Genomic DNA, 23,370 nt, shown 5'->3' on the forward strand with positions numbered 1-23,370 from the left:
TTCCTCTCAGACCTTGATGACCCGGACCGACGGCTGCGGCGGCTGGCGCAGGTCGATGGCGGCGCCGAAGGCGACGTTGACCAACTCGACGATCATCACCGCCGTCAGGCCCCAGATCTTGTAGTTGTCGTAGTGATAGCAGGGCACGTACCAGCTGCACCCCTCGTAGTCGATGCGGTGGGTGACTTCGCGCGGCGTCTCCAGGAAGAAGCGCAGCGGCACCGAGAACACCGAGGCGATCTCGTCGTCGTTGGCGCGGTACTCGACGTAGTCCGGCACCACCCCGACCCAGGGCGTGACGCGGATGCCGAAGCGCGACACCAGCGGGCTGAGCGGACCGATCATCTCCACCAGGCCGGGCGGCAGACCCACCTCCTCCTCCGCCTCGCGCAGGGCGGTGAAGGCCAGGTCGGGATCGGTAGGGTCACGCCGGCCACCGGGGAAGGCCACCTCGCCTCCGTGGGTGGACAGACCGCTGGCGCGCAGGGTCAGCACCAGTTCGGGATCGTCGCTGCGGGTCAGCGGCACCAGCACGGCCGCCTCGGGGTGCTGCCGGTCGGTCTCCAGGCTGCGCGGCACATAGCCGCGCACTCGCTGCAGGAGCTCGTCGAGCATGATGATTCTCGGGTTCTTTCTGTTCTGCCGAGCATCATGGCACGAAGGCACAGCCTGCCCAAGACCCAGACTTGCGAGAACGCGGCCTGCAGCGCCAAGATGGCGACAACTCAACCCGAGACGACGGCATGAAATTCTGCAGCCAGTGCGGCGGCCCGGTGGAGCAGCGCATTCCCCAGGGCGACAACCGCCCGCGCTACGTCTGCCCGCACTGCCACACCATCCACTACCAGAACCCGCGTATCGTCGCCGGCTGCCTGCCGGTGTGGGGCGAGCAGGTGCTGCTGTGCCGCCGCGCCATCGAGCCGCGGCGTGGCTACTGGACCCTGCCGGCCGGCTTCATGGAGAACGGCGAGACCCTGGCCGAGGCCGCCGCCCGCGAGACCGACGAGGAGGCCTGCGCGCGGGTGCGCGACCTGCAGCTCTATACCCTGTTCGACCTGCCGCACATCAGCCAGCTCTATGTGTTCTTCCGCGCCGAACTGGTCGACCTGGACTTCCGCGCCGGCGAGGAGAGCCTGGAGGTGCAGCTATTCCACGAGCACGAGATCCCCTGGGACGCGCTGGCCTTCCCCACGGTCGGGCGCACCCTCAAGTGCTACTTCGCCGACCGTCGCGATCACCACTATCCGATTCGCCACGAGGGCATGGCGCCGCTGCGCCCGCACGACCGAAGGGGTCTATAGTCCTTATCTGCATCTCAGTTGCGGAAGCGGAAGGAGGCATCATGGACACCAGCGAACACAGTCTCGACGGCCTGTTCAAGCAGCTCGGCCTGCCATCCGAGAAGGCCGATATAGAGCGTTTCCTGCGCGAGCACCGGCTCGCCGAGGGGCAGCAACTGGCCAAGGCGCCATTCTGGAACAAGGCACAGGCACAGTTCCTCAGCGAGGCCCTGGCGGAGGATTCCGACTGGGCGGAAATGGCCGACGAACTGGCCGTGCTGCTGTCGCCCTGAGCCGTCCGCCCGACGAGCATTGAACATAGTTCTCGGCATAGGCAGACTCTCGCGCTATAACGAAGTTGTGTGTCTGCCCGGAACATCGCAATGCGCTGGTTGCTCGCCCTGATCTGTCTTTCCGTCGTCAACCTGGCCCAGGCCACCACGGCCCCGACCCTGCGCGGCCAGGCGGTGGACAAGGTGCTGGTGCTCAAGTCCGAGCGCAAGCTGCACCTGATGGGGCGCGGCGAGGTGCTCAAGTCCTACCGCATCTCCCTGGGCAAGCAACCCACCGGCGCCAAGGTGCGCGAGGGCGACCTGAAGACCCCGGAGGGCTTCTACTGGATCGACTGGCGCAAGACCAGCGACAAGTACAACCTGTCCATGCACATCTCCTACCCCAACGCCCGCGACGCCGCCAACGCGCGCAAGCAGGGTGTGCCGGCCGGCGGCATGATCATGATTCACGGTACGCCGCTGGACGACGAGTACCCCGAGTGGTTCTTCAGCACCCTGGACTGGACCGAGGGCTGCATCGCCATGCGCAACGCCGATATGCGCGAGGTGTGGGATCTGGTGCAGGACGGCACGCTGATCGAGATTCGCCCCTAGCGGGCACAGCCCAGAAAAGGCGCCTGTGGGCGCCATTCTTATGACCTGCTCAAAATTTGCTCACCGCTAATTTGCGCGATAACTTATTGCACAGCTATCGAGCCAAGGCCCCGAGCATGAAAAAGCCGCAATCCTGCACCGCCCTGCAGCTGAACAACCAGCTGTGCTTCGCCCTGCACTCCACCTCGCTGCTGATGACCAAGGCCTACAAGCCGTTGCTGCAGAGCATCGGCCTGACCTATCCGCAGTACCTGGCCATGCTGGTGCTATGGGAAGGCGACGGCATCACCGTCGGCGAGATCAGTGCACGCCTGCTCACCGACCCCGGCTCGCTCACCCCGCTGCTCAAGCGCCTGGAGGCCGAGGGCCTGATCACCCGCACCCGCAGCAGTGCCGATGAGCGTGTGGTGGAGCTGCGCCTGACCGACAAGGGGCGCGACCTGCAGCAGCAGGCCGAGCGCTTTCCCGCCTGCATTCTCGAGGCCAGCGGCCAGACGCTGGAGCAGATCAACGCCTTGCGCGACCAGATAGTCGCCCTGCGCGACCAACTGCAGCGGTCCGTCTGAAAGCCGCCGCCGCTCGCAACGGGCGGCCCCGACTCGGAGCCCTCCTCACTTATTCCCAGCCAATCACACCTCATAGCCAATTCTTCTAGCAATTATCTTGCGTGCAAAATTAATTCACACTAGATTTCATGCCGCGCATTTAGTTTGCGCGAAAACTTTTAGATAGCTAACCAAATGGAGACAGCATCATGCACAGCATCAAAGCCCTCTACACCGCCACCGCTACCGCCACCGGAGGCCGCGACGGCCGTGCCGTCTCCTCCGACGGCATCCTCGACGTCAAGCTGACCACCCCGCGCGAGCTGGGCGGCGCCGGCGGCGCAGCCACCAACCCCGAGCAACTGTTCGCCGCCGGCTACTCGGCCTGCTTCATCGGCGCCCTGAAGTTCGTCGCCAGCCAGAAGAAGCAGGCCTTGCCGGCCGACACCTCGATCACCGGCAAGGTCGGCATCGGCCAGATTCCCGGCGGCTTCGGCCTGGAGGTGGAACTGAACATCAGCCTGCCGGGCATCGACCGCGCCGCCGCCGAACAACTGGTCGCCGCCGCCCACCAGGTCTGCCCTTACTCCAATGCCACCCGCGGCAACATCGAGATGCGCCTGAACCTCGTCTGAGACACAGGAGTTTCTGCGACCTGCATATCCGTCATGTGGTGAGGTGGCGCCGCCCCAGGCAACGGTCCCTGGTCGAGCAACACGAAGGGCAGCCGAGAGCGTCGAGCACGACGTGCCAGACGATGCGAGGCCTATTTCCGCAAGCTGCCGGCGTAAGCGCCACCGCCTGATCCAGGGCCATGGACGCATGGGTCCGAAGGACAGTTAGACGCGGCGCTCATCGCGCCATGGGCTTGCCCCATGAACGCCGGATATCACCGGGCAACACTCACCGCTGGTCAGCATTGCCCTCGGCGTCTTTCACTGCTGGCCGAGCAACTGGCCGATGGTCGGGTCCTTGAAGGTGCGGGTCAGGGCATCGCTGAGCACGTCGGCGACCAGCTTGGTGTTGGTCTCCTGATTCGGCGCCATGCCGAAGCGCTGGTTCAGTGAGGCGCCGTAGCGGCCGGTGTAGCGCCGACTGCTGTTCTGCACATCGGCGCGGAAGCTGGCGCTGATGTTGGCCTCGGTGACATAGCCGCCGTCCTTGGGCGACTGGTACTTCAGCTCCGCCAGAGTCAGGGTCAGCTGCGGGGCGTTGTAGGCGTTCTGGCTCGGGGTGAAGCCGAGCAGGCGCACGGCGGCCTCGGCCTCGGCCTGCAGACGCGGCAGGATGTCCTGGCCCTGCACGGTGATGGCGCTGGTCTCCGGATAGATGCCGCCGCGAGTGCCGAGCACCGGCGAGGCGCGGCCGTCCACTACCCGCACCACGACCGGCTGGCCCTGGCCGACCGGCGTCAGCTGGGCGGTCATGCGCGGCTGCGGGCGCAGCTGCTGCGGGCTGTGGGCGCAACCGACCAGAACCACGCCGAGGGCGGCGACCAGACCGAACAGCAGGTGTTTCTTCATGGGACGATCTCCGAAAAAGAGGGTTGCGAAAAATGGCCGGCAGTATAACCAGCGCCCCGGCTGGCCGACAGCCGTCTGACCGCAATGGACCCTGCGCGGTTCCTGTCACCCGCCTGTCACCGCGCCATGGGATAAGGGGGCACACACAGGAGGAAGTCCGATGATGAGCTTGTGGTCCCCGTTCACCCCGCGCACCAGGATGCGCCGCTTCGCCCTGCTGGATGCCAAGGGCAACTGCCGCGCCCTGCGCGAAGCTCGCGAGCGACCCGACGAAGCCGGCTGGGTGGAAGTGCGCGAACTGCGCCAGCACTGGCTGGGACAACCGCTGCCAGCGCAGGCTATGCTGGCACCGCCCCAACCACTCCTGAGCCTCAAGCCGCTACTCGCCGCCTGACACGTCCGCCATGAGAACCGCTCTTTGCGACAAAGGCCGCTCACTTAGGAGAACTCGTGCCTATTCGCACTGGCGCGGTGCTCTTCACCCACTTATTTGACAGAGCGAGCACTACCCAGCTGACTTCTTGCGCAGCTTGGCGCAGTGATCCTCGGCCACGGTGGCGGCGGTGTACCAGACATAGTCGGCGCTGCCGGCAGCCGGTTCCTTGCCGACTTCGGCGAGGATCAGCACGACATTGCCCTGGCCCTCGCCCAGGTCGGCCAGGTGCAGCGGCACGCCCAGATCCTTGCGCACATGGAAGGCCCCGGCCAGCAACATGGCCGGCTGTGGCGCGGCGGCCAGGCGCTCGGCCATGCGCCGGTCGCGCTGCTGCTGCACGGCGAGCATGGCGGGAAGCTGAGTATCGGGCAGCAGGCCACAATGCGACTCGCGGATATCCGCACGCAGCTTGTCCTGCACCGCCTGCGCGGTGGCGGCACGACCTTGCAGCGTCGGCCGCGCCTGGTAGATCCGCATGATCTCGGCACGGTCCAGATTGGCCGACAGCAGCGGATAGGGCTGGCGCAGCTCGTGCTGCACCAGCGCGCCGTACAGGCTCCAGTCCCAGCCCGGCTGCCAGGCCAGCGCGGCGAAGGCATCTGCCGGCGGCCGACCGGCACGGGTCGCGACCTGCACCTGCTCGACCCTGGCCTGCTGGCTGGGGGCAAGCATCTCCATCAACACGCTGCCCTGCGGACGCCGCGCCGAGAGCATGCGCGACAGCCACAGTTGCAGGGCATGGTGATCGGGATTGTCGTGCTGTTCGCCAACCAGCAGCCGCGGCGCCTGGGCCAGGCGCTCGATCAGCTGCTCGGGCGTGATGCGCTCGCCGCTGGCCAGGTCGACGATCTGGCCCAGCTGGGCATGCTCGCGGCCCTCGGGGGCGATGGGCGACGGCGGCGGCAGCACGCCACGGGATTGGCAGGCGGCCAGCAGGGTGAGGCAGCAGAGCAGCAGAATGCGCATGCGGGTTCCTTATGGCTAAGCCCCCGCTCCCGCAAGTGGGAGCGGGGAATTCGTTCAACGCGCCACGATCAGCGGGTGGCCGCGTTCCGGGTGGCGCTGGATCAGCACATCGAGGCCGAACACCTGGCGCAGCGGCTCGGCCCGCAGCACCTCGTCGGGCTGGCCCAAGGCATGCGCACGACCGCACTGCAGCAGCAGGATACGGTCGCAGTAACGCGCCGCCAGGTTGAGATCGTGGAGGATCACCAGCACCGCCGCGCCCTGCCCGGCGAAATCGCGCACCGCCTGCAGGGTGGTGTGCTGGTGCAGCGGATCGAGGGCCGAGGTCGGCTCGTCGAGCAGCAGTACCCGCCCTACCCCGCCCGGCCACAGCTGCGCCAGCACCCGCGCCAGGTGCACGCGCTGGCGCTCGCCGCCGGACAGCGCCAGGTAGCTGCGCCCGCGCAGGTAACCGGCATCGGCCGCCTGCAGAGCCGCCGCGACTATCTCGGCATCGCGCGCGCGGCCACTGTCGTGCGGCAGGCGCCCCATGCCGACCACCTCGGCCACCGGGAAGGCGAAGCTCAGGGTCGAGTTCTGCGGTAGCACCGCCAGGCGCCGCGCGCGCTCCTGGCCGGGCCAGTCGCCGAGGGCCCGCCCATCCAGGCTGACGCTGCCGTCGTGTGGATGCAGCTCGCCGCACAGGGCACCGAGCAGGGTGCTCTTGCCGGCGCCATTGGGGCCGAGCACGCCGAGCACCTCGCCGGGCCGCAGGGTCAGGTCGATGCCCTGCAGCACGGTGGCGCCGCCACGACGCACCGTCAGATTGTCCGCGCGCAGCATCAGGCTCGCCCCCGCACCAGCAGATAGAGGAAGAACGGCGCGCCGATCAGCGCCGTGACGATGCCGATCGGCAGTTCCGCCGGGGCCAGCAGCAGGCGCGCCGCCAGGTCGGCCAGCAGCAGCAGGCTGGCGCCGGCCAGCAGGGAGGCCGGCAGCAGCACGCGGTGATCGGGTCCGACCAGCAGGCGCATCAGGTGCGGCACCACCAGGCCGATGAAGCCGATCAGGCCGGCCGCCGCCACTGCGGCGCCGACCCCCAGGGCGGTGCACAGTACCAGCTCCAGCTTGACTCGCTCGACGTCGAAGCCCAGGTGGCGCGCCTCCGACTCGCCGAGCAGCAGCGCGTTGAGCGCGTCGGCCCGGCGCGGCAGCCAGACGGCCACGCCGCAGGTCACCAGCAGTAGCGGCCACAGTCGCGGGTAGCTGGCGCCGTTGAGACTGCCGAGGTTCCAGAAAGTCAGGCTGCGCAGGGTGGCGTCGTCGGCCAGGTAGGTGAACAGGCCGACGCCGGCGCCGGACATGGCGGTCATGGCCACCCCGGCCAGGAGCATGGTGGCGACATTGGTCTGCCCGTCGCGGCGGCCGAAGCGATAGACCACGGCGGTCACCAGCAGGCCGCCGGTGAAGGCGCACAGCGACAATAAATAAGGCGCGATGGCCGCCGGCAGGCCGCCGACCAGGCTGCCGCCGACTATGGCGATGGCCGCGCCCAGCGCCGCGCCGCCGGCCACGCCGACCAGACCGGGGTCGGCCAGCGGGTTGCGAAACAGGCCCTGCATGGCCACGCCGGACAGCGCCAGCACCATGCCCACGCACAGGCCCAGCAGGCTGCGCGGCAGGCGGATCTGGCCGAGAATCAGCTCGGCCTGCTGCAGCCCCCCGCCGTCGATGGGCAGGCCGAGCAGGCGCAGCGCGGCCAGCAGGGTATCGCCCAGCGGCAGGCTCACCGGCCCCAGGGCCAGCGACAGCCAGAAGGCGAGCAGCAGCAAGGCGCCCAGCGCCAGCAACAATGGGCGGGGTCGGAAAACAGGATTCATCGGTCGTGTGCGGCCGTCAGTGCTTGCGCGGAAGGATAAAAGGCCACCGCCAGCTCGGCCAGCCCCTCGGGCAGGCGCGGGCCTAGCCCGCCGACCAGCAGGCTCGGGTCGAGGATCAGCAGACGGCCGTCGCGCACGGCGCTGGTCTGCCGCAGCGCCGGGTTGTGCTGCAGCAGGGCCTGGCGCGCCGCCTCGCCGTGCAGGCTGCGGTCGGCGAAGATCAGCACCTGCGGGTCCAGAGCCAGCAGCGTCTCGTCGGAGATCGGCTTGTAACCGTTGTGCTCGGTGCCATTGGCGCCGCCGGCCTGCTCGATCAGCCACGCCGCCAGGCTGTCCTTGCCGGCCGCCATGAGATTGCTGCCGGCGTGACCGACCAGCATCAGCACGCGCGGAGCCTGATGCTGCTGCCTTGCCTGGGCGACCCACTCGGCCTGGCGCCGCAGCGCCTGGCGATAGGCGGCCATCTGCTGGCGGGCCCGCGCGGGCGCGCCGAGCAGCTCGCCCAGGCGCAGCACGTTGTGCTCCAGCACGTCCAGCTCCGGCTTGGCCGACAGGGTCTCGATGCGGATGCCGGCGGCCGCGAGCTGCGCGATCACCGGCGGCGGCCCCATCTCCTCGCTGCCGATCAGGATGTCCGGGCGCAGCGCCAGCACGCCCTCGGCCGACAGCGCGCGCTGGTAGCCGACGCTCGGCAGCTGGCGCAGCGACTGCGGATGCAGGCTGGTGGTGTCGACACCGACCAGCTTGTTCTCGCCGCCCAGGCGCACCACCCACTCGCTGAGCGAGCCGCCGGAGCTGACCCAGCGCTGCGGCAGTTCGGCCGCCGCGGCGGCCTGGCCGCACAGCAGGCTGGCGCATAGCAGAGCAAACCTGACGAGGCGCATCTCAGACCTCCAGGGCGCTGGTGGCTTCGGCCAGCTCGCGCCACTCGACCAGCTCCGGCACGCCCGGCTTGCGTGCGCCGAACAGCTGCACCACCAGCTCGCCATCGGCGTCGAAGGCCTCGTAGCTGGTGATCACGCCATCGCTGCTGGGCTTGCGCACGCGCCACAGTTCGACCACGCCCGGCATCCTCAGGTGCAGGTTGAACTCGGGGTCGAGCACGTTGAACCAGTCGCCCATCCAGCGCAGGTTGCTCACGGTGCCGGAGTGGATCTGGATGCAGTGGCGGTTACCGACGAAGACCATGATCGGCACCGCGCGGGCACCGGCCTCTTCCAGCAGCCTGGGCAGCTCGGCGCTGGCCAACGGCTCGGCCCATTCGCGACCGGCCAGGCGCAGGGCCTGGGTGCGGGCCAGGTCGTGGCGCTTGAGCATGGCGAAGAAGTGATGGGTGTCCTTCAGCTCGGCCCAGTCGGCGCGCAGGGCGGCGACATTCACTTCGGCGTCGGCACGCGGTGCCGGGCGCTCGGCCAGCGGCTGCAGGTCCAGTTCGGCGCTCTGCTCGGCGGTGCGGAAACGCTCGACCAGCGGCGCCCAGGCCGCCTCCTCGCTCCTGGCGGTGAGGTAGACCTTGTGCACCGCGACGCCCTGGCGGTCGAACACCTGGATGCTGCGCTGCACGCCGCGCTCGGTGCTCTCGGCGACGGCGAACACGCTGGCCCACTGGCTTATGAACAGGCGCAGGTCGATATCGGCCGAGACCACCAGGCCCATGGCACCGTTGGCGCTGACCGACACCTCGCGGTAATGACCCTTGCGCTCGTGCACGCAGTGCTCGTTGCGGGTCAGGGCCATGATGTAGTCCAGCTCGCCGAAGGCCGGCAACAGCTCGGCCCAGTCGGTGCGCAGGCGCACGGCGTCCACGCCCAGGCGGCTGGCGGTCAGCTCCGCCTCGCTGACGCCCAGCCTGGCGGCGGCATCGCGGGCGCGCAGACCGGGCTGCTCGGCACGCAGGCGCTGCCAGTCCCGATACAGGGCGGCGGCATTGGGGACGGTGATCGGCATGGTCATGGCATTACCTCGTTTCGTGATGTGGCGAGCACGACTCCCCTGCCCCGGGAAAACGACGGCTCGCTTAAAGTCGGCGCAGACTACTCCATCGAGAATCGAATTCCAATGCTTGTGATAACTATTTGCATTTGAGAACAAAGTTAAATTACCTTGCTGCCCGCCAAATCTTCTGGCCACCAAGAGCCACTCGCGGGAGTAATCACATGTCCACCCCACCCTTCGCCCTGCGCCCCTGGCTGGTGCTGCTGCTCAGCCCCTCGCTGGCACTGGCCCAGACCACGGACGTCGCCACCGAGCTCGCCCCCACTCTGATCACCGGCAGCGCCGTGCAGGAAACGCTGCCAACCACCACCAGCACCGATGCCGAGACCCTGGACAAGCGCCAGATCCGCAGCTTCGACGACCTCGGCCGGCGCGCCGAGCCGGGCGTGAACTACAGCCGCAGCAGCGAGAGCATCAACATCCGCGGGCTGGACCGCGACCGCGTGCTGACCACCCTCGACGGCATCCGCGTGCCCTGGCTGACCGATGGCGCGCGCAGCCAGGGGCCCACCGGCGGCGCCCAGGGCGGACTGGACTCGATCGACTTCAACGGTCTGTCCTCGGTGGACATCGTGCGCGGCGCCGACTCCAGCCTGGTCGGCTCCGGCGCCCTGGGCGGCACCGTGCAGCTGTTCACCCTCAACCCGGAAGACCTGCTGAGCGAGGGCAAGGACTTCGGCAGCCTGGTCAAGAGCGATTACGACAGCGCCGACCACAGCTGGGGCCTGAATGGCGCCCTCGCCGGCCGTTACCAGGACAGCGCCTGGCTGCTGCAGGCCGGCCAGCGCCGCGGCCACGAGCTGGAAAGCGGCGGCAACGACAATACCTACGGCAGCAGCCGCAGCGAGGCCAACCCGGCCGACACCGAGCAGCGGAGCCTGCTGCTCAAGCTGCAGCAGCGCTTCGACGGCGGCCACAAGCTCGGCTTCACCGGTGAGTTCTTCGAGCGTGAGAACGACATCGACAGCCGCACCAATCAGGGCAGCAGCTATCTGATCGGCGAGAACGGCACCGAAGAGCACAACGAGCGCCAACGCCTATCCGTCGACTATGCCTTCCAGGCCGAGGACGACGACGGCCTGATCGACAGCGCCAACGTCATCGCCTACTGGCAGAAACTGCGCCGCCACGACGACCAGAACGGCATCCGCACCGTCACCGACGGTCGCGCCGCCATTCCGGACTTCCTGTTCTTCGGCCTGCCGGGCAACCCTTACAAGTATCCGGAAGGCCCGTTCGGCCGCGACAACCAGGTCGAGAAGGAGCTGTACGGCGTCTCCGGCAACGTCGGCAAGGCCTTCGAGATCGCCGGTCTGCCGAACAAGCTGACCCTGGGCGGCGAGCTGTACCGGATCAACACCGAACAGGTCTCCGAGGGCTACGACAACTGCCCGGGTTTCACCATTGACCCGAGCCACCCGATGTACATGGGGCCGACCGCCTGCGACTTCCTGCATACCAACCAGGCCGACATGCCCAAGGCCGAAGGCACCCAGTGGGCGCTCTATGCCAGCGACGAAATCAGCTTCGCCGAGGGTCGCGTCAAGCTGACTCCCGGCCTGCGCTACGACCACTACAAACAGGAGCCGAAGGCCACCAGCGACTTCGACAACAACCGCAACCCGCGCAACGACGAGACGCTGAAGTCCAGCGCGGACCACAAGCTGTCCGCCAGCCTGCTGGCCACCTGGCAGGTGACCGATGAGGCCCTGCTCTACGCCCAGTGGGCTCAGGGCTTCAAGGCGCCGGACGCCACCCAGCTGTACATGAACTACGGCGCCGAAGGTAACTACCTGCGCCTGGGCAATGCCAACCTCAAGCCGGAACAGAGCAACGGCTACGAGATCGGCGCGCAGCTGGGCAACGAAAAGCTGGGGGGCTCGCTCAGCCTGTTCGACAACCACTACAAGAACTTCATCGACGACGACGTGGCGCTGAGCAGCGCGCAAATCGCCGCGCTCGGCCTCGATCCCACCGCCTACCCCTTCGGCGTGACCCGCGCCGAGAACCGCGCCAAGGTGCAGATCTACGGCGCCGAAGTGGCCGCCCACTGGCAGTTCGTGCCGCACTGGCAGCTGTGGGGTTCGGTGGCCTGGGCCAACGGCGAGGACCGCGAGACCAATCAGCGCCTCAGCTCGGTGGCGCCGATCACCGGCCTGCTGGGCCTGAGCTACGAGCACGAGCGGTACGGTGCCGACCTGATGCTGCGCGCCGCGGCGGCGCGCGACAAGGTCGAGAACGACGGCGACTTCGAGGCGCCGGGCTACGGCGTGGTCGACCTGAGCGGCTGGTGGCAGCCCGCCGAGCTGAAAGGCGTGAAGCTGCAGGCCGGCCTGTTCAACGCCCTCGACAAGAAATACTGGAACGCGCTGAACGTGCCCACCGGCACCCTGGCGCAAGCGGACGACTACTACAGCGAGGTCGGGCGCAACTTCCGCGTCTCCGTCGCCTGGCAGTACTGAGACCCGCGCGCAAGGATGCGCGCCCCACGCCCCTGCGGGATAATCCCCGCCTCGGCGCGGAGGTTTAACATGATTCGTCTATGCGCCCCGGGCGAGCTGGCCGAAGGCCAGAGCCGGGGCTTTTCCATCGAGGGCCGCAAGTTGCTGGCGGTACGCCGCGACGGCCGCGTCCACGTCTACCTGAACCGCTGCCCGCACCGCGGCCTCAATCTGGAGTGGCGCGCGGACGATTTCCTCGACGCCAGCGGCAGCCTGATCCAGTGCGCCCACCACGGCGCGCTGTTCCTCATCGACAGCGGCGAGTGCGTTACCGGCCCCTGCGCCGGGCAGGCTCTGCAGGCGCTCGCCTGCCGCGAAGATGCCGCGGGCATCTGGATCGAGCCGTAGGCTGGGTGGAGGCGCACGGCGCCGATACCCAGCGCTCTAAGGGTATCGCTGCGCTCTCCCCATCCTGCTTACCATTCGCGAGCAGAGCTTGCGCCTACAGCACTTCCAGCCGCCGCGCCAGGCGCACCTCGTCCGGGGCGATCTCTCCGCCATAGGCCAGCACCTCGACGCCCGCCGCACGCGCCTCGTGCAGCGCCGCCGCGTAGGCCGCATCGATCTCCTTCGCCACCCGCACCGCCTCGATGGCGGACAGGTTGACGCAATACAGCAGCACCGCGCGCACGCCCTGGCGGGCCAGCGCGGCCAGCTCGCGCAGGTGCTTGGCGCCACGCTCGGTCACCGCGTCGGGGAAGGCCGCCACATTGGAGTCGGCGAAGCCCAGGGTGACGCTCTTCACTTCGACATAGACCGGCCCGCTCGGAAACGCCAGGCGGAAATCGGCGCGGCTATTTTCCTCGCCATAGCGCACCTCGCGGCGCAGCTCGCCGAAGCCGGCCAGCTCCTTGATCACCCCGGCACGCAGCGCCTCTTCCACCAGGGCATTGGCGCGCCCGGTGTTGAGGCAGGCCAGGCGCCCGTGCGGCGTCTCGCCCAGCTCCCAGGTGCCGCGCAGCTTGCGCCTGGGGTCGTCGTTGCGACTGAACCAGACCCGCCCGCCGGGATCGAGGCAGTTGAGCATGGAGCCGGTATTCGGACAGTGGATGGTCAGCGGCCCGCTCGCCGTGTCGATATCGGCGAAGAAGCGCTTGTAGCGCCTGACCAGGCGCCCCTGCTCCAGCGGTGGATCAAAGCGCATCGGGATTCCAGGTCTTCAGGCCACGGGCGATACGCTCGACCGCCTGTTCGAGGCGCTCGACGCTCTGCGTGTAGGCGAAGCGCACATGATGGCCGGCCAGGTGGCGGCCGAAGTCCAGGCCCGGGGTGAAGGCGACGTGCTCGGTCTCGATGAAGTGGCGGCAGAAGGCGAAGGCGTCGCCGCCGAAAGCCGAGATGTCGGCATATAGATAGAAGGCGCCTTCCGGCTCCACGGCGATGGCGAAGCCCAGCTCGCGCAGGGCCGGCAGCAGGTAGTCGCGCCGGCGCTGGAACTCGTGGCGGCGCTCCTCGAAGATCGCCAGGGCCTCCGGCTCGAAGCAGGCCAGCGCGGCATGCTGGGCCATGGAGGGAGCGCTGATGTAGAGGTTCTGCGCCAGCTTCTCCAGCTCTGGCACGGCGGCTTGCGGCGCCACCAGCCAGCCCAGGCGCCAGCCGGTCATGCCGAAGTACTTGGAGAAGCTGTTGAGGACGAAGGCGTCGGCGTCCACCTCCAGCACGCTGGGCGCCTCGCAGCCATAGGTCAGGCCGTGATAGATCTCGTCCACCACCAGATGACCACCGCGCTGCCTGAGGGTGGTCGACAGCGCCGCCAGCTCGTCCCTGTGCAACAGAGTGCCGGTGGGGTTGGCCGGCGAGGCGACCAGGGCACCGACGCTGCCCGCGTCCCAGTGCCGCTCGATCAGCTGCGGGGTCAGCTGGTAACGGCTCTCCGGGCCGACCGGCACCAGCTGCGCGGCGCCCTCGACCAGGCGCAGGAAGTGGCGGTTGCAGGGGTAGCCGGGGTCGGCCAGCAACCAGTGCTTGCCCGGGTCGACCAGCAGACTCGACGCCAGCAGCAGCGCGCCCGAACCACCGGGAGTAATGAGGATGCGCTCGGGGTCGACAGCCACCGCGTAGCGGCTGGCATAGAAGCCGGCGATGGCCTGGCGCAGCTGCGCGATGCCGCGCGCCGCCGTGTAGCGGGTGTGCCCGGCGGCCAGGGCGGCCTGCCCGGCGGCGACTATCGGCGCGGCGGTGGTGAAGTCCGGCTCGCCGATCTCCAGGTGGATCACATCATGGCCGGCGGCCTGCAACTCGTTGGCCCGGGCCAGCAGGGCCATGACGTGGAAGGGTTCGATGGCGCGGCTGCGCGCACTGAAGGACTGGGCCATTGGCCTTCCTTTATTGGGGAAAAGGGGGGATTCTAACCAACTGGCCCATAAGCCTGTAACAGGCGTGACAACCGGGAGTAGCGTCGCCGGAATCGATCTGGTAAGTTCGCCCGCTTGCAGCCGCAGGCCCGGAGTACGAGCCGGCAAAGGAACAGATCCTGCGCAATGGATCAGAGAGAGTGAGAGGCGGTCCCATGCCCACCAAAGCAAAACAGAATGGCAACCAGCTGATTCGTGGCTTCGAACCCTACAAAGAGAAGAAGGGCGAGGAGTACATGAGCGATCCGATGCGCGCTCACTTCACCAGCATCCTCAACAAATGGAAGCTGGAGCTGATGCAGGAAGTGGATCGCACCGTGCACCACATGCAGGACGAAGCCGCCAACTTCCCCGATCCGGCCGACCGCGCCAGCCAGGAAGAAGAGTTCAGCCTCGAGCTGCGCGCCCGCGACCGCGAGCGCAAGCTGATCAAGAAGATCGACGAGACCCTGCAGCTGATCGAGGACAACGAGTACGGCTGGTGCGACTCCTGCGGCGTGGAAATCGGCATCCGCCGTCTGGAAGCCCGCCCCACCGCGACCCTGTGCATCGACTGCAAGACCCTCGCGGAAATCAAGGAAAAGCAGCTCGGCTCCTGAGTTGCACACGGGGCGCCAAGGCGCCCCGTTTCGTTTCCGGCTGCCGATAAGCGGACTGGCATAGCGCCGCAGCAATCGATAGCCTCGCCTCCATGAACGACACCCCCTACATCGGGCGCTTCGCCCCCACCCCCAGCGGCTACCTGCACTTCGGTTCGCTGGTGGCCGCCCTCGCCTCCTATCTGGACGCCCGCCACAATGGCGGCCAGTGGCTGCTGCGCATGGAGGACCTCGACCCGCCACGCGAGGTCGCCGGCGCCCAGGACGCCATACTGCGCAGCCTGGAGAGCTACGGCTTCGAGTGGGACGGCCAGCTGGTGCGCCAGAGCGAACGCCACGCCGAATACGCCGCGCTGATCGCGCGCCTGCTGGCCCAGGGCCTGGCCTATGCCTGCACCTGCTCGCGCAAGCAACTGGAAGGCAGCGGCGGTGTCTACCCCGGTACCTGCCGCGACGCCGGCCACCCCGACCACGACGCTGCCATCCGCCTGCGCGTGCCGCAGCTGGAATACCGTTTCCGCGACCGGGTGCAGGGCGAATTCCGCCAGCACCTGGGCCGCGAGGTCGGCGACTTCGTGATCCGCCGTCGCGACGGCCTGTATGCCTACCAGCTGGCCGTGGTGCTGGACGACGCCTGGCAGGGCGTCAGCGACGTGGTGCGCGGCGCCGACCTGCTCGACTCCACCCCGCGCCAGCTGTACCTGCAGGAGCTGCTCGGCCTGCCGCAACCGCGTTACCTGCATGTGCCGCTGATCATCCAGCCGGACGGCCACAAGCTGGGCAAGAGCTACCGCTCGCCGCCGCTGCCGGCCGACCAGGCCGCGCCGCTGCTGACCCGCGCCCTGCGCGCCCTCGGCCAGCAACCGCCGGCCGAGCTGAGCCACGCCACCCCGCACGAGGTACTGGCCTGGGGCCAGGCGCAATGGGACGCCGCGCGCATCCCGCGCAGCCGTACCCTGGCCGAGGCGCAGTTGCGCTAGAGCGCCAAGCTGCAAGCTGCAAGCTGCAAGCTGCAAGCCAGCAACATAAACTCGCCAAGCCAGAGCGCAACGCTTATAACTTGCCGCTTGTTACTTAAGGCTTGCAGCTACCCATGTACATCTACCGACTGGTACTGATCCTGGTGGTGGGCATCTACCTGTTCTCCCCCGCCATCATGGACTGGTGGATCGACCCGCAGGGCGCCTGGTACAGGCCCTACCTGCTGTGGCTGATCCTCATCGTCGTCACCCTGATCCTGCAGAGCCAGCGCGATGCCGATGAACTCTGAGCCGTCGATCACCGCCCACTCCCCTCAACCGCAGAGCCAGTGCGATGCCGACGAGCTTTGAACTCAGCCAGCTGATCCTGATCGGCTGCGCCTACCTGTTGCTGTTGTTCGGTATCGCCTGGGTCAGCGAGAAAGGCCTGATCCCGCGCTGGGTGATCCGCCATCCGCTGACCTACACCCTGTCGCTGGGTGTCTACGCCAGCGCCTGGGCCTTCTACGGCACGGTGGGCCTGGCCTACCAGTACGGCTTCGGCTTCCTCGCCAGCTATCTGGGGGTGACCGGCGCCTTCCTCCTCGCGCCGGTGTTGCTCTACCCGATCCTGCGCATCACCCGCACCTATCAGCTGTCGTCGCTGGCCGATCTGTTCGCCTTCCGCTTTCGCAGCACCTGGGCCGGGGTGCTCACCACCCTGTTCATGCTGGTCGGCCTGCTGCCGCTGCTGGCCCTGCAGATCCAGGCGGTGGCCGATTCCATCGGCATCCTCACCCGCGAGCCGCTGCAGGACCGTTTCGCCCTCGGCTTCTGCGCCCTGATCACCCTGTTCACCATCCTGTTCGGCGCCCGCCATATCGCCACCCGCGAGAAGCATGAGGGGCTGGTGTTCGCCATCGCCTTCGAGTCGGTGGTCAAGCTGGTCGCCCTCGGCGGCATCGGTCTGTATGCCCTGTACGGCGTGTTCGGCGGCCCCAGCGAGCTGGAGCAGTGGCTGCAGCAGAACCAGCACGCCCTCGCCACCCTGCACACGCCGCTGCAGGAAGGCCCCTGGCGCACCCTGCTGCTGGTGTTCTTCGCCTCGGCCATCGTCATGCCGCACATGTATCACATGACCTTCACCGAGAACCTCAATCCGCGCGCCATCGTCACCGCCAGCTGGGGCCTGCCGCTGCTGCTGCTGCTGTTCAGCCTGGCGGTGCCACTGATCCTCTGGGCCAGCCTGAAGATCGGCGCCACTACCAATCCGGAATACTTCACCCTGGGCCTGGGCCTGGCCGTGGGCGATCGCAACCTGGCGCTGCTGGCCTATGTCGGCGGCCTGTCGGCCTCCAGCGGGCTGATCATCGTCAGCACCCTGGCGCTGTCGGGCATGGCCCTCAACCATCTGGTGCTGCCGATCTACCAGCCGCCGGCGGAGGGTAATATCTACCGCTGGCTGAAATGGACCCGGCGCGGCCTGATCCTCGCCATCATCGCCGCGGCCTATGGCTTCTACCTGCTGCTCGGCGCCGAGCAGGACCTGGCCAACCTCGGCATCGTCGCCTTCGTCGCCACCCTGCAGTTCCTCCCCGGCGCCCTGTCGGTGCTGTACTGGCCCACGGCCAATCGGCGCGGCTTCATCGCCGGCCTGCTGGCCGGGATTCTGGTATGGCTGGTGAGCATGCTGCTGCCGCTGGTCGGCGACCTGCAGGGCGTGCACCTGCCGCTGCTGAACACCGTGTACATGCTCGACGAGAACAGCTGGCACCTGGCCGCTGTCGGCTCGCTGGCGGCCAACGTGCTGGTGTTCACCCTGGTCTCGCTGTTCAGCGAGGCCAGCGACGAGGAGAAGAGCGCGGCCGAGGCCTGCACCGTGGACAACGTGCGTCGTCCGCAACGGCGCGAACTGGTGGCCGGCTCGCCGCAGGAGTTCGCCACCGAGCTGGCCAAGCCGCTCGGCGCGGTCACCGCGCAGAAGGAGGTCGAACGCGCCCTGCGCGACCTGCACCTGCCCTTCGACGAACGCCGCCCCTACGCCCTGCGTCGCCTGCGCGACCGCATCGAGGCCAACCTCTCCGGCCTGATGGGCCCCAGCGTGGCCCAGGACATGGTCGAGACCTTCCTGCCCTACAAGTCCGGCAGCGAGGCCTATGTCAGCGAGGACATCCACTTCATCGAGAGCCGTCTGGAGGACTACCAGTCGCGCCTCACCGGCCTGGCCGCCGAGCTCGACGCCCTGCGCCGCTTTCACCGCCAGACCCTGCAGGAGCTGCCGATGGGCGTGTGCTCGCTGGCCAAGGACCAGGAGGTGCTGATGTGGAACCGCGCCATGGAGGAGCTCACCGGCATCGCCGCCCAGCAGGTGGTCGGCTCGCGCCTGCAGAGCCTCGAGGAACCCTGGCACGGTTTGCTGCAGGACTTCATCGAACAGGACGGAGAGCACCTGCACAAGCAGCACCTGCAGCTGGACGGCGAGGTGCGCTGGCTCAACCTGCACAAGGCCGCCATCGACGAGCCGCTGGCGCCGGGCAACAGCGGCCTGGTGCTGCTGGTCGAGGACGTCACCGAGACCCGCGTGCTGGAGGACCAGCTGGTGCACTCCGAACGCCTGGCCAGCATCGGCCGCCTGGCCGCCGGGGTGGCCCACGAGATCGGCAACCCGGTCACCGGCATCGCCTGCCTGGCGCAGAACCTGCGCGAAGACCGCGAGGAAGACGAGGAAATGGTCGAGCTGAGCGGGCAGATACTGCAGCAGACCAAGCGCATCTCGCGCATCGTCCAATCGCTGATGAACTTCGCCCATGCCGGCACCCAGCAGCGCGCCGAATATCCGGTGAGCCTGGCCGAGGTGGCGCAGGACGCCATCGGCCTGCTGTCGCTCAATCGGCACGGCATCGAGGTGCAGTTCTTCAACCTGTGTGAACCGGAACACCTGGCCAAGGGCGATCCGCAACGTCTGGCCCAGGTGCTGATCAACCTGCTGTCCAACGCCCGCGACGCCTCGCCGGAGGGCGGCGCCATCCGCGTGCGCAGCGAGGCCGCCGAGCACAGCGTCGAGCTGATCGTCGAGGACGAGGGCACGGGCATTCCCCAGGCGATGATGGACCGTCTGTTCGAACCCTTCTTTACTACCAAGGATCCGGGCAAGGGTACCGGTCTGGGACTCGCGCTGGTCTATTCGATCGTGGAAGAGCATTATGGGCAGATCACCATCGACAGCCCGGCCGACCCCGAACGCCAGCGCGGAACCCGATTCCGCGTTACCCTGCCGCGCTATGTCGAAGCGACGTCCGTAGCGACCTGAGTAGTGACCTAGAACCGCGAAGGCCCATGGCCCGCGGATTCGGAGACCGTCGAGAGAGAATCAATGCCGCACATCCTCATCGTCGAAGACGAAACCATCATCCGCTCCGCCCTGCGCCGCCTGCTGGAACGCAACCAGTACCAGGTCAGCGAGGCCGGCTCGGTGCAGGAGGCGCAGGAGCGCTACAGCATCCCCTCCTTCGACCTGGTGGTCAGCGACCTGCGCCTGCCCGGTGCCCCCGGCACCGAGCTGATCAAGCTGGCCGAGGGCACCCCGGTGCTGATCATGACCAGCTACGCCAGCCTCCGCTCGGCGGTGGACTCGATGAAGATGGGCGCGGTCGACTACATCGCCAAGCCCTTCGACCACGACGAGATGCTGCAGGCCGTGGCGCGCATCCTGCGCGATCACCAGGAAGCCAGGCGCAACCCGCCCGCCGAGGCGCCGAGCAAGTCGTCCGGCAAGACCGCCGCCGCCGAGGGCGAGATCGGCATCATCGGCTCCTGCGCCGCCATGCAGGACCTCTACGGCAAGATCCGCAAGGTCGCGCCGACCGACTCCAACGTGCTGATCCAGGGCGAGTCCGGCACCGGCAAGGAACTGGTCGCCCGCGCCCTGCACAACCTGTCCAGGCGCGCCAAGGCGCCGCTGATCTCGGTGAACTGCGCGGCCATTCCGGAGACCCTGATCGAGTCCGAACTGTTCGGCCACGAGAAGGGCGCCTTCACCGGCGCCAGCGCCGGTCGCGCCGGCCTGGTCGAAGCGGCCGACGGCGGCACCCTGTTCCTCGACGAGATCGGCGAGCTGCCGCTGGAGGCCCAGGCCCGCCTGCTGCGCGTGCTGCAGGAAGGCGAGATCCGCCGGGTCGGCTCGGTGCAGTCGCAGAAGGTCGACGTGCGCCTGATCGCCGCCACCCACCGAGACCTCAAGACCCTGGCCAAGACCGGCCAGTTCCGCGAAGACCTCTACTACCGCCTGCACGTCATCGCCCTGCGCCTGCCGCCGCTGCGCGAGCGCGGCGCCGACGTGGTGGAGATCGCCCAGGCCTTCCTCGCCCGCCAGTGCCAGCGCATGGGCCGCGACGGCCTGCGCTTCGCCCAGGATGCCGAGCAGGCGATCCGGCACTACCCCTGGCCGGGCAATGTGCGCGAACTGGAGAACGCCATCGAGCGCTCGGTGATTCTCTGCGAAGGCATGGAAATCTCCGCCGAGCTGCTGGGCATCGACATCGAGCTGGATGACCTGGACGACCTCGACTTCGAGCAGTCCGCGCAGCAGGGCGGCGGCAACCACGAGCCGACCGAGGACCTGTCTCTGGAGGACTATTTCCAGCACTTCGTCCTGGAACACCAGGACCACATGACCGAGACCGAACTGGCCCGCAAGCTCGGCATCAGCCGCAAGTGCCTGTGGGAGCGGCGCCAGCGCCTGGGTATCCCGCGGCGCAAGTCGGGGGCCGCCACCGGCTCCTGAGCCGCGCGGCGGTGACAAGCGCGCGGGCCGCAAGTTCCGCGCTGTTACCCTAGATCAAACATCGCGTAACAAAAGCCGGGTTCATCGGTAACGGAAACCCGGCTTTTTTCTGCCCACACCTCGGACACATCGCACGCAAACTATTGATAAATAAGGATTCTTAAAAACTGGCACGGCTTCTGCTTTATCTCTGGCACAACAACAATAACAACGCTTGAAAACCTCATAACAACAACAATACGAATCGACTCCAGCACAACAAAAACAACAACGCGGAGGCGCAGCTAACTGATTCTTTTGGAGAGGATGTGCCTTTGGGGTTCGCCCCGCGACCAGGCCGAGAACAACAAAAACTGCACTGAAGCAGCGCCCGTTCTGGTTGGATCATGGAAGGATCACGGCAATATCAGCATCCAAAGCAATCCGTTTGCTCCTGGTACCCGACTTGGGCTACCGAAAACGGGCCGACAACAAAAACAACAGGCCCGCCACAATAACAAAAACAAAGCACGCACCTATTTGGGGGGGAGCCTCGGCTCCCCCGGTAGCTTCACTCCCCGCGTCGCCCCCAGCCTGCCTTTTCCATCATTCTCCCTCCCGATGCTAGAATCCGCGCCAGTCGTGCGGTTACCGGCAATTCCGGCCGCTTATTCCTGCAAACAGTGCCTCCCATGCTGAAAAAGCTGTTCAAGTCCCTTCGCTCGCCCCTCTCGCTCAAGCGCCAGCCCCGCCACCGCAGCACGCCCGAAGTGCTTGGCCCGCGCCAGCATTCGCTGCAGCGCGGCCAGTTCAGCCGCAACGCGGTCAGCGTGGTGGATCGCCTGCAGAAGGCCGGCTACCAGGCCTATCTGGTCGGCGGTTGCGTGCGCGATCTGCTGATCGGCGTGCAACCCAAGGATTTCGACGTGGCCACCAGCGCCACACCCGAGCAGGTGCGTGCCGAGTTTCGCAACGCGCGGGTGATCGGCCGGCGCTTCAAACTGGCCCATGTGCACTTCGGACGCGAGATCGTCGAGGTCGCCACCTTCCGCAGCAATCACCCGCAGGGCGACGACGAGGAAGACAGCCACCAGTCTGCGCGCCACGAGAGCGGCCGCATCCTGCGCGACAACGTCTATGGCGATCAGGAGAGCGACGCCCAGCGCCGCGACTTCACCATCAACGCCCTGTACTTCGACGTCAGCGGCGAGCGTGTGCTGGACTACGCCCACGGCGTGCACGACATCCGCAACCGCCTGATCCGCCTGATCGGCGACCCCGAGCTGCGCTACCTGGAGGACCCGGTGCGCATGCTGCGGGCCGTGCGCTTCGCCGCCAAACTCGGCTTCGCGATCGAGAAGCACAGCGCCGCGCCGATCCGCCGCCTGGCGCCGATGCTGCGCGACATCCCCGCCGCGCGCCTGTTCGACGAGGTGCTCAAGCTGTTTCTCGCCGGTTATGCCGAGCGCACCTTCGAGCTGCTGCTCGAGTACGACCTGTTCGCCCCGCTGTTCCCGGCCAGCGCCCGCGCCCTGGAGCGCGACCCCGAGTACGCTGGCACGCTGATCCGCCAGGCCCTGGCCAACACCGACGAGCGCATCGCCCTGGGCAAGCCGGTCACTCCCGCCTTCCTGTTCGCCGCCCTGCTCTGGCCGGCCTTGCCGGCACGCGTGCTGCAGCTGCAGGAGCGCGGCATGCCGCCGATCCCGGCCATGCAGGAGGCGGCCCACGACCTGATCGTCGAGCAGTGCAAGCGCATCGCCGTGCCCAAGCGCTTCACTATCCCGATTCGCGAGATCTGGGACATGCAGGAGCGCCTGCCGCGCCGCAGCGGCAAGCGCGCCGACCTGTTGCTGGAGAACCCGCGCTTCCGCGCCGGCTACGACTTCCTCCTGCTGCGTGAGGAGGCCGGCGAAGAGACCGGCGGCCTCGGCGACTGGTGGACCGACTACCAGGACGCCAGCGACAGCGAGCGCCGCGCCATGATCCGCGACCTCGGCAACCGCCCGCAGGACGACGGCGGCGAAGGCGCGCCGGCACGCAAGCGCCGCCGCGGCGGACGCAACCGCCGCCGTGGCCCGCGCGGCGACGGGCCGGCCGGCGAATGATGGAAAGGGTCTATGTCGGCCTCGGCAGCAATCTGGCCGAGCCGCTGCAACAACTGAAGGCGGCGCTCGCCGCCATCGCCGAGCTGCCGGACACGCGCCTGGCGGCCACCTCCTCCTTCTATGCCAGCGACCCGCTGGGGCCGCCCGAGCAGCCGCGCTACGTCAACGCCGTGGCCGCGCTGGATACCGCGCTGCAACCGCTGCAACTGCTCGACGCCCTGCAGCGCATCGAGCTGGAGCAGGGCCGCGTGCGCAAGGCCGAGCGCTGGGGGCCGCGCACCCTGGATCTGGATATCCTGCTGTTCGGTTCACGCCTGATTGCGGAGGAGCGCCTGAGCGTGCCGCACTACCATATGCACGCGCGCCCCTTCGTCCTCTACCCGCTGGCGGAGATCGCCCCCGCCGACCTGCGCCTGGCCGACGGCCGCACCCTGAGCGAGCTGCTGCAGGCCTGCCCGTTTGCCGGCCTGGAGCGCCTCGGTAACGACGTAACAGCGCGGTAACACCCGCGATTGACTTCACGCCCCCCCATCGGGACTATAGGCGTCCCGTTGCCCGAGGCGGCGCAGACAGCGTCGCCCAAGAGGCCGCGAGCA

Annotated in this window: 24 protein-coding genes; 15 read left to right on the forward strand and 9 right to left on the reverse strand. The window is 67.8% G+C overall.

Annotated elements, in window-relative coordinates:
- Window positions 1-6: 6 nt before the first annotated feature.
- Complete coding sequence (locus AAFN46_RS03390) at window positions 7-615, reverse strand: CoA pyrophosphatase (RefSeq protein ID WP_347807283.1); 609 nt, start codon at window positions 613-615, stop codon at window positions 7-9.
- Window positions 616-743: 128 nt separating this feature from the next.
- On the opposite strand from AAFN46_RS03390, the gene AAFN46_RS03395 reads away from it, so the two are divergent.
- From AAFN46_RS03395 to AAFN46_RS03415, 5 genes are all read left to right on the forward strand, one after another.
- Window positions 744-1,301: an NUDIX hydrolase gene (locus tag AAFN46_RS03395; RefSeq protein ID WP_347807284.1), complete on the forward strand. Its 558-nt coding sequence runs from the start codon at window positions 744-746 to the stop codon at window positions 1,299-1,301.
- A gap of 41 nt (window positions 1,302-1,342) precedes the next feature.
- Window positions 1,343-1,573, forward strand: coding sequence for a DUF2789 domain-containing protein (locus AAFN46_RS03400; RefSeq protein WP_347807285.1), 231 nt, complete (start codon window positions 1,343-1,345; stop codon window positions 1,571-1,573).
- Between the two features lie 90 nt (window positions 1,574-1,663).
- Window positions 1,664-2,167 carry a L,D-transpeptidase family protein gene (locus AAFN46_RS03405; RefSeq protein ID WP_347807286.1) on the forward strand — a complete coding sequence of 168 codons (504 nt, stop codon included), beginning with the start codon at window positions 1,664-1,666 and terminating at the stop codon, window positions 2,165-2,167.
- 116 nt (window positions 2,168-2,283) lie between these two features.
- On the forward strand, window positions 2,284-2,733 hold the full coding sequence (locus AAFN46_RS03410; protein WP_347807287.1) for a MarR family transcriptional regulator: 450 nt from the start codon (window positions 2,284-2,286) through the stop codon (window positions 2,731-2,733).
- A 188-nt stretch (window positions 2,734-2,921) separates the two neighbouring features.
- Complete coding sequence (locus tag AAFN46_RS03415; protein WP_347807288.1) at window positions 2,922-3,347, forward strand: organic hydroperoxide resistance protein; 426 nt, start codon at window positions 2,922-2,924, stop codon at window positions 3,345-3,347.
- A gap of 300 nt (window positions 3,348-3,647) precedes the next feature.
- Here the strand turns inward: AAFN46_RS03415 and AAFN46_RS03420 are convergent, their stop codons facing one another.
- Window positions 3,648-4,235 carry a YajG family lipoprotein gene (locus AAFN46_RS03420; protein ID WP_347807289.1) on the reverse strand — a complete coding sequence of 196 codons (588 nt, stop codon included), beginning with the start codon at window positions 4,233-4,235 and terminating at the stop codon, window positions 3,648-3,650.
- 163 nt (window positions 4,236-4,398) lie between these two features.
- Here AAFN46_RS03420 and AAFN46_RS03425 point away from each other — a divergent pair, with 163 nt between their 5' ends.
- Entirely contained in the window at window positions 4,399-4,629 is a 231-nt protein-coding gene (locus AAFN46_RS03425) for a hypothetical protein (RefSeq protein ID WP_347807290.1), read from the forward strand.
- A 111-nt stretch (window positions 4,630-4,740) separates the two neighbouring features.
- Here the strand turns inward: AAFN46_RS03425 and AAFN46_RS03430 are convergent, their stop codons facing one another.
- The 5 genes from AAFN46_RS03430 to AAFN46_RS03450 are packed head-to-tail and all read right to left on the reverse strand — an operon-like array spanning window position 4,741 to window position 9,449.
- On the reverse strand, window positions 4,741-5,637 hold the full coding sequence (locus tag AAFN46_RS03430; protein ID WP_347807291.1) for a ChaN family lipoprotein: 897 nt from the start codon (window positions 5,635-5,637) through the stop codon (window positions 4,741-4,743).
- Between the two features lie 54 nt (window positions 5,638-5,691).
- Window positions 5,692-6,459: a heme ABC transporter ATP-binding protein gene (locus AAFN46_RS03435; RefSeq protein WP_347807292.1), complete on the reverse strand. Its 768-nt coding sequence runs from the start codon at window positions 6,457-6,459 to the stop codon at window positions 5,692-5,694.
- Complete coding sequence (locus tag AAFN46_RS03440; protein WP_347807353.1) at window positions 6,459-7,442, reverse strand: iron ABC transporter permease; 984 nt, start codon at window positions 7,440-7,442, stop codon at window positions 6,459-6,461. The genes AAFN46_RS03435 and AAFN46_RS03440 overlap by 1 nt, the downstream gene beginning before the upstream one ends.
- Before the next feature lie 50 nt (window positions 7,443-7,492).
- On the reverse strand, window positions 7,493-8,380 hold the full coding sequence (locus tag AAFN46_RS03445) for an ABC transporter substrate-binding protein (protein ID WP_347807293.1): 888 nt from the start codon (window positions 8,378-8,380) through the stop codon (window positions 7,493-7,495).
- A 1-nt stretch (window position 8,381) separates the two neighbouring features.
- Window positions 8,382-9,449 carry a ChuX/HutX family heme-like substrate-binding protein gene (locus tag AAFN46_RS03450; RefSeq protein ID WP_347807294.1) on the reverse strand — a complete coding sequence of 356 codons (1,068 nt, stop codon included), beginning with the start codon at window positions 9,447-9,449 and terminating at the stop codon, window positions 8,382-8,384.
- Window positions 9,450-9,652: 203 nt separating this feature from the next.
- Here AAFN46_RS03450 and AAFN46_RS03455 point away from each other — a divergent pair, with 203 nt between their 5' ends.
- Window positions 9,653-11,953 carry a TonB-dependent hemoglobin/transferrin/lactoferrin family receptor gene (locus tag AAFN46_RS03455; protein ID WP_347807295.1) on the forward strand — a complete coding sequence of 767 codons (2,301 nt, stop codon included), beginning with the start codon at window positions 9,653-9,655 and terminating at the stop codon, window positions 11,951-11,953.
- 69 nt (window positions 11,954-12,022) lie between these two features.
- Window positions 12,023-12,340 carry a Rieske (2Fe-2S) protein gene (locus tag AAFN46_RS03460; protein WP_347807296.1) on the forward strand — a complete coding sequence of 106 codons (318 nt, stop codon included), beginning with the start codon at window positions 12,023-12,025 and terminating at the stop codon, window positions 12,338-12,340.
- Window positions 12,341-12,434: 94 nt separating this feature from the next.
- Here the strand turns inward: AAFN46_RS03460 and sfsA are convergent, their stop codons facing one another.
- Entirely contained in the window at window positions 12,435-13,136 is a 702-nt protein-coding gene (sfsA, locus tag AAFN46_RS03465) for a DNA/RNA nuclease SfsA (protein WP_347807297.1), read from the reverse strand.
- Window positions 13,126-14,307 carry a pyridoxal phosphate-dependent aminotransferase gene (locus tag AAFN46_RS03470; protein WP_347807298.1) on the reverse strand — a complete coding sequence of 394 codons (1,182 nt, stop codon included), beginning with the start codon at window positions 14,305-14,307 and terminating at the stop codon, window positions 13,126-13,128. Before AAFN46_RS03470 ends, sfsA begins: the two co-directional genes overlap by 11 nt.
- Before the next feature lie 194 nt (window positions 14,308-14,501).
- Here AAFN46_RS03470 and dksA point away from each other — a divergent pair, with 194 nt between their 5' ends.
- The 7 genes from dksA to folK all read left to right on the forward strand — a co-directional run bounded on the left by dksA (window position 14,502) and on the right by folK (window position 23,277).
- Window positions 14,502-14,945: an RNA polymerase-binding protein DksA gene (dksA, locus tag AAFN46_RS03475; protein WP_043308772.1), complete on the forward strand. Its 444-nt coding sequence runs from the start codon at window positions 14,502-14,504 to the stop codon at window positions 14,943-14,945.
- Between the two features lie 92 nt (window positions 14,946-15,037).
- On the forward strand, window positions 15,038-15,925 hold the full coding sequence (gluQRS, locus tag AAFN46_RS03480) for a tRNA glutamyl-Q(34) synthetase GluQRS (RefSeq protein ID WP_347807299.1): 888 nt from the start codon (window positions 15,038-15,040) through the stop codon (window positions 15,923-15,925).
- A gap of 113 nt (window positions 15,926-16,038) precedes the next feature.
- Window positions 16,039-16,215: a hypothetical protein gene (locus tag AAFN46_RS03485; protein ID WP_110680926.1), complete on the forward strand. Its 177-nt coding sequence runs from the start codon at window positions 16,039-16,041 to the stop codon at window positions 16,213-16,215.
- 44 nt (window positions 16,216-16,259) lie between these two features.
- On the forward strand, window positions 16,260-19,214 hold the full coding sequence (locus AAFN46_RS03490) for an ATP-binding protein (protein WP_347807300.1): 2,955 nt from the start codon (window positions 16,260-16,262) through the stop codon (window positions 19,212-19,214).
- Window positions 19,215-19,277: 63 nt separating this feature from the next.
- Complete coding sequence (locus AAFN46_RS03495) at window positions 19,278-20,687, forward strand: sigma-54 dependent transcriptional regulator (protein WP_347807301.1); 1,410 nt, start codon at window positions 19,278-19,280, stop codon at window positions 20,685-20,687.
- Window positions 20,688-21,358: 671 nt separating this feature from the next.
- Window positions 21,359-22,774 carry a polynucleotide adenylyltransferase PcnB gene (locus tag AAFN46_RS03500; RefSeq protein WP_347807302.1) on the forward strand — a complete coding sequence of 472 codons (1,416 nt, stop codon included), beginning with the start codon at window positions 21,359-21,361 and terminating at the stop codon, window positions 22,772-22,774.
- Complete coding sequence (folK, locus tag AAFN46_RS03505) at window positions 22,774-23,277, forward strand: 2-amino-4-hydroxy-6-hydroxymethyldihydropteridine diphosphokinase (RefSeq protein ID WP_347807303.1); 504 nt, start codon at window positions 22,774-22,776, stop codon at window positions 23,275-23,277. Before AAFN46_RS03500 ends, folK begins: the two co-directional genes overlap by 1 nt.
- The last annotated feature ends 93 nt before the right edge of the window (window positions 23,278-23,370 follow it).

The sequence above is a fragment of the Pseudomonas sp. CAU 1711 genome, from assembly GCF_039888625.1.
Classification (GTDB): Bacteria; Pseudomonadota; Gammaproteobacteria; order Pseudomonadales; family Pseudomonadaceae; genus Aquipseudomonas.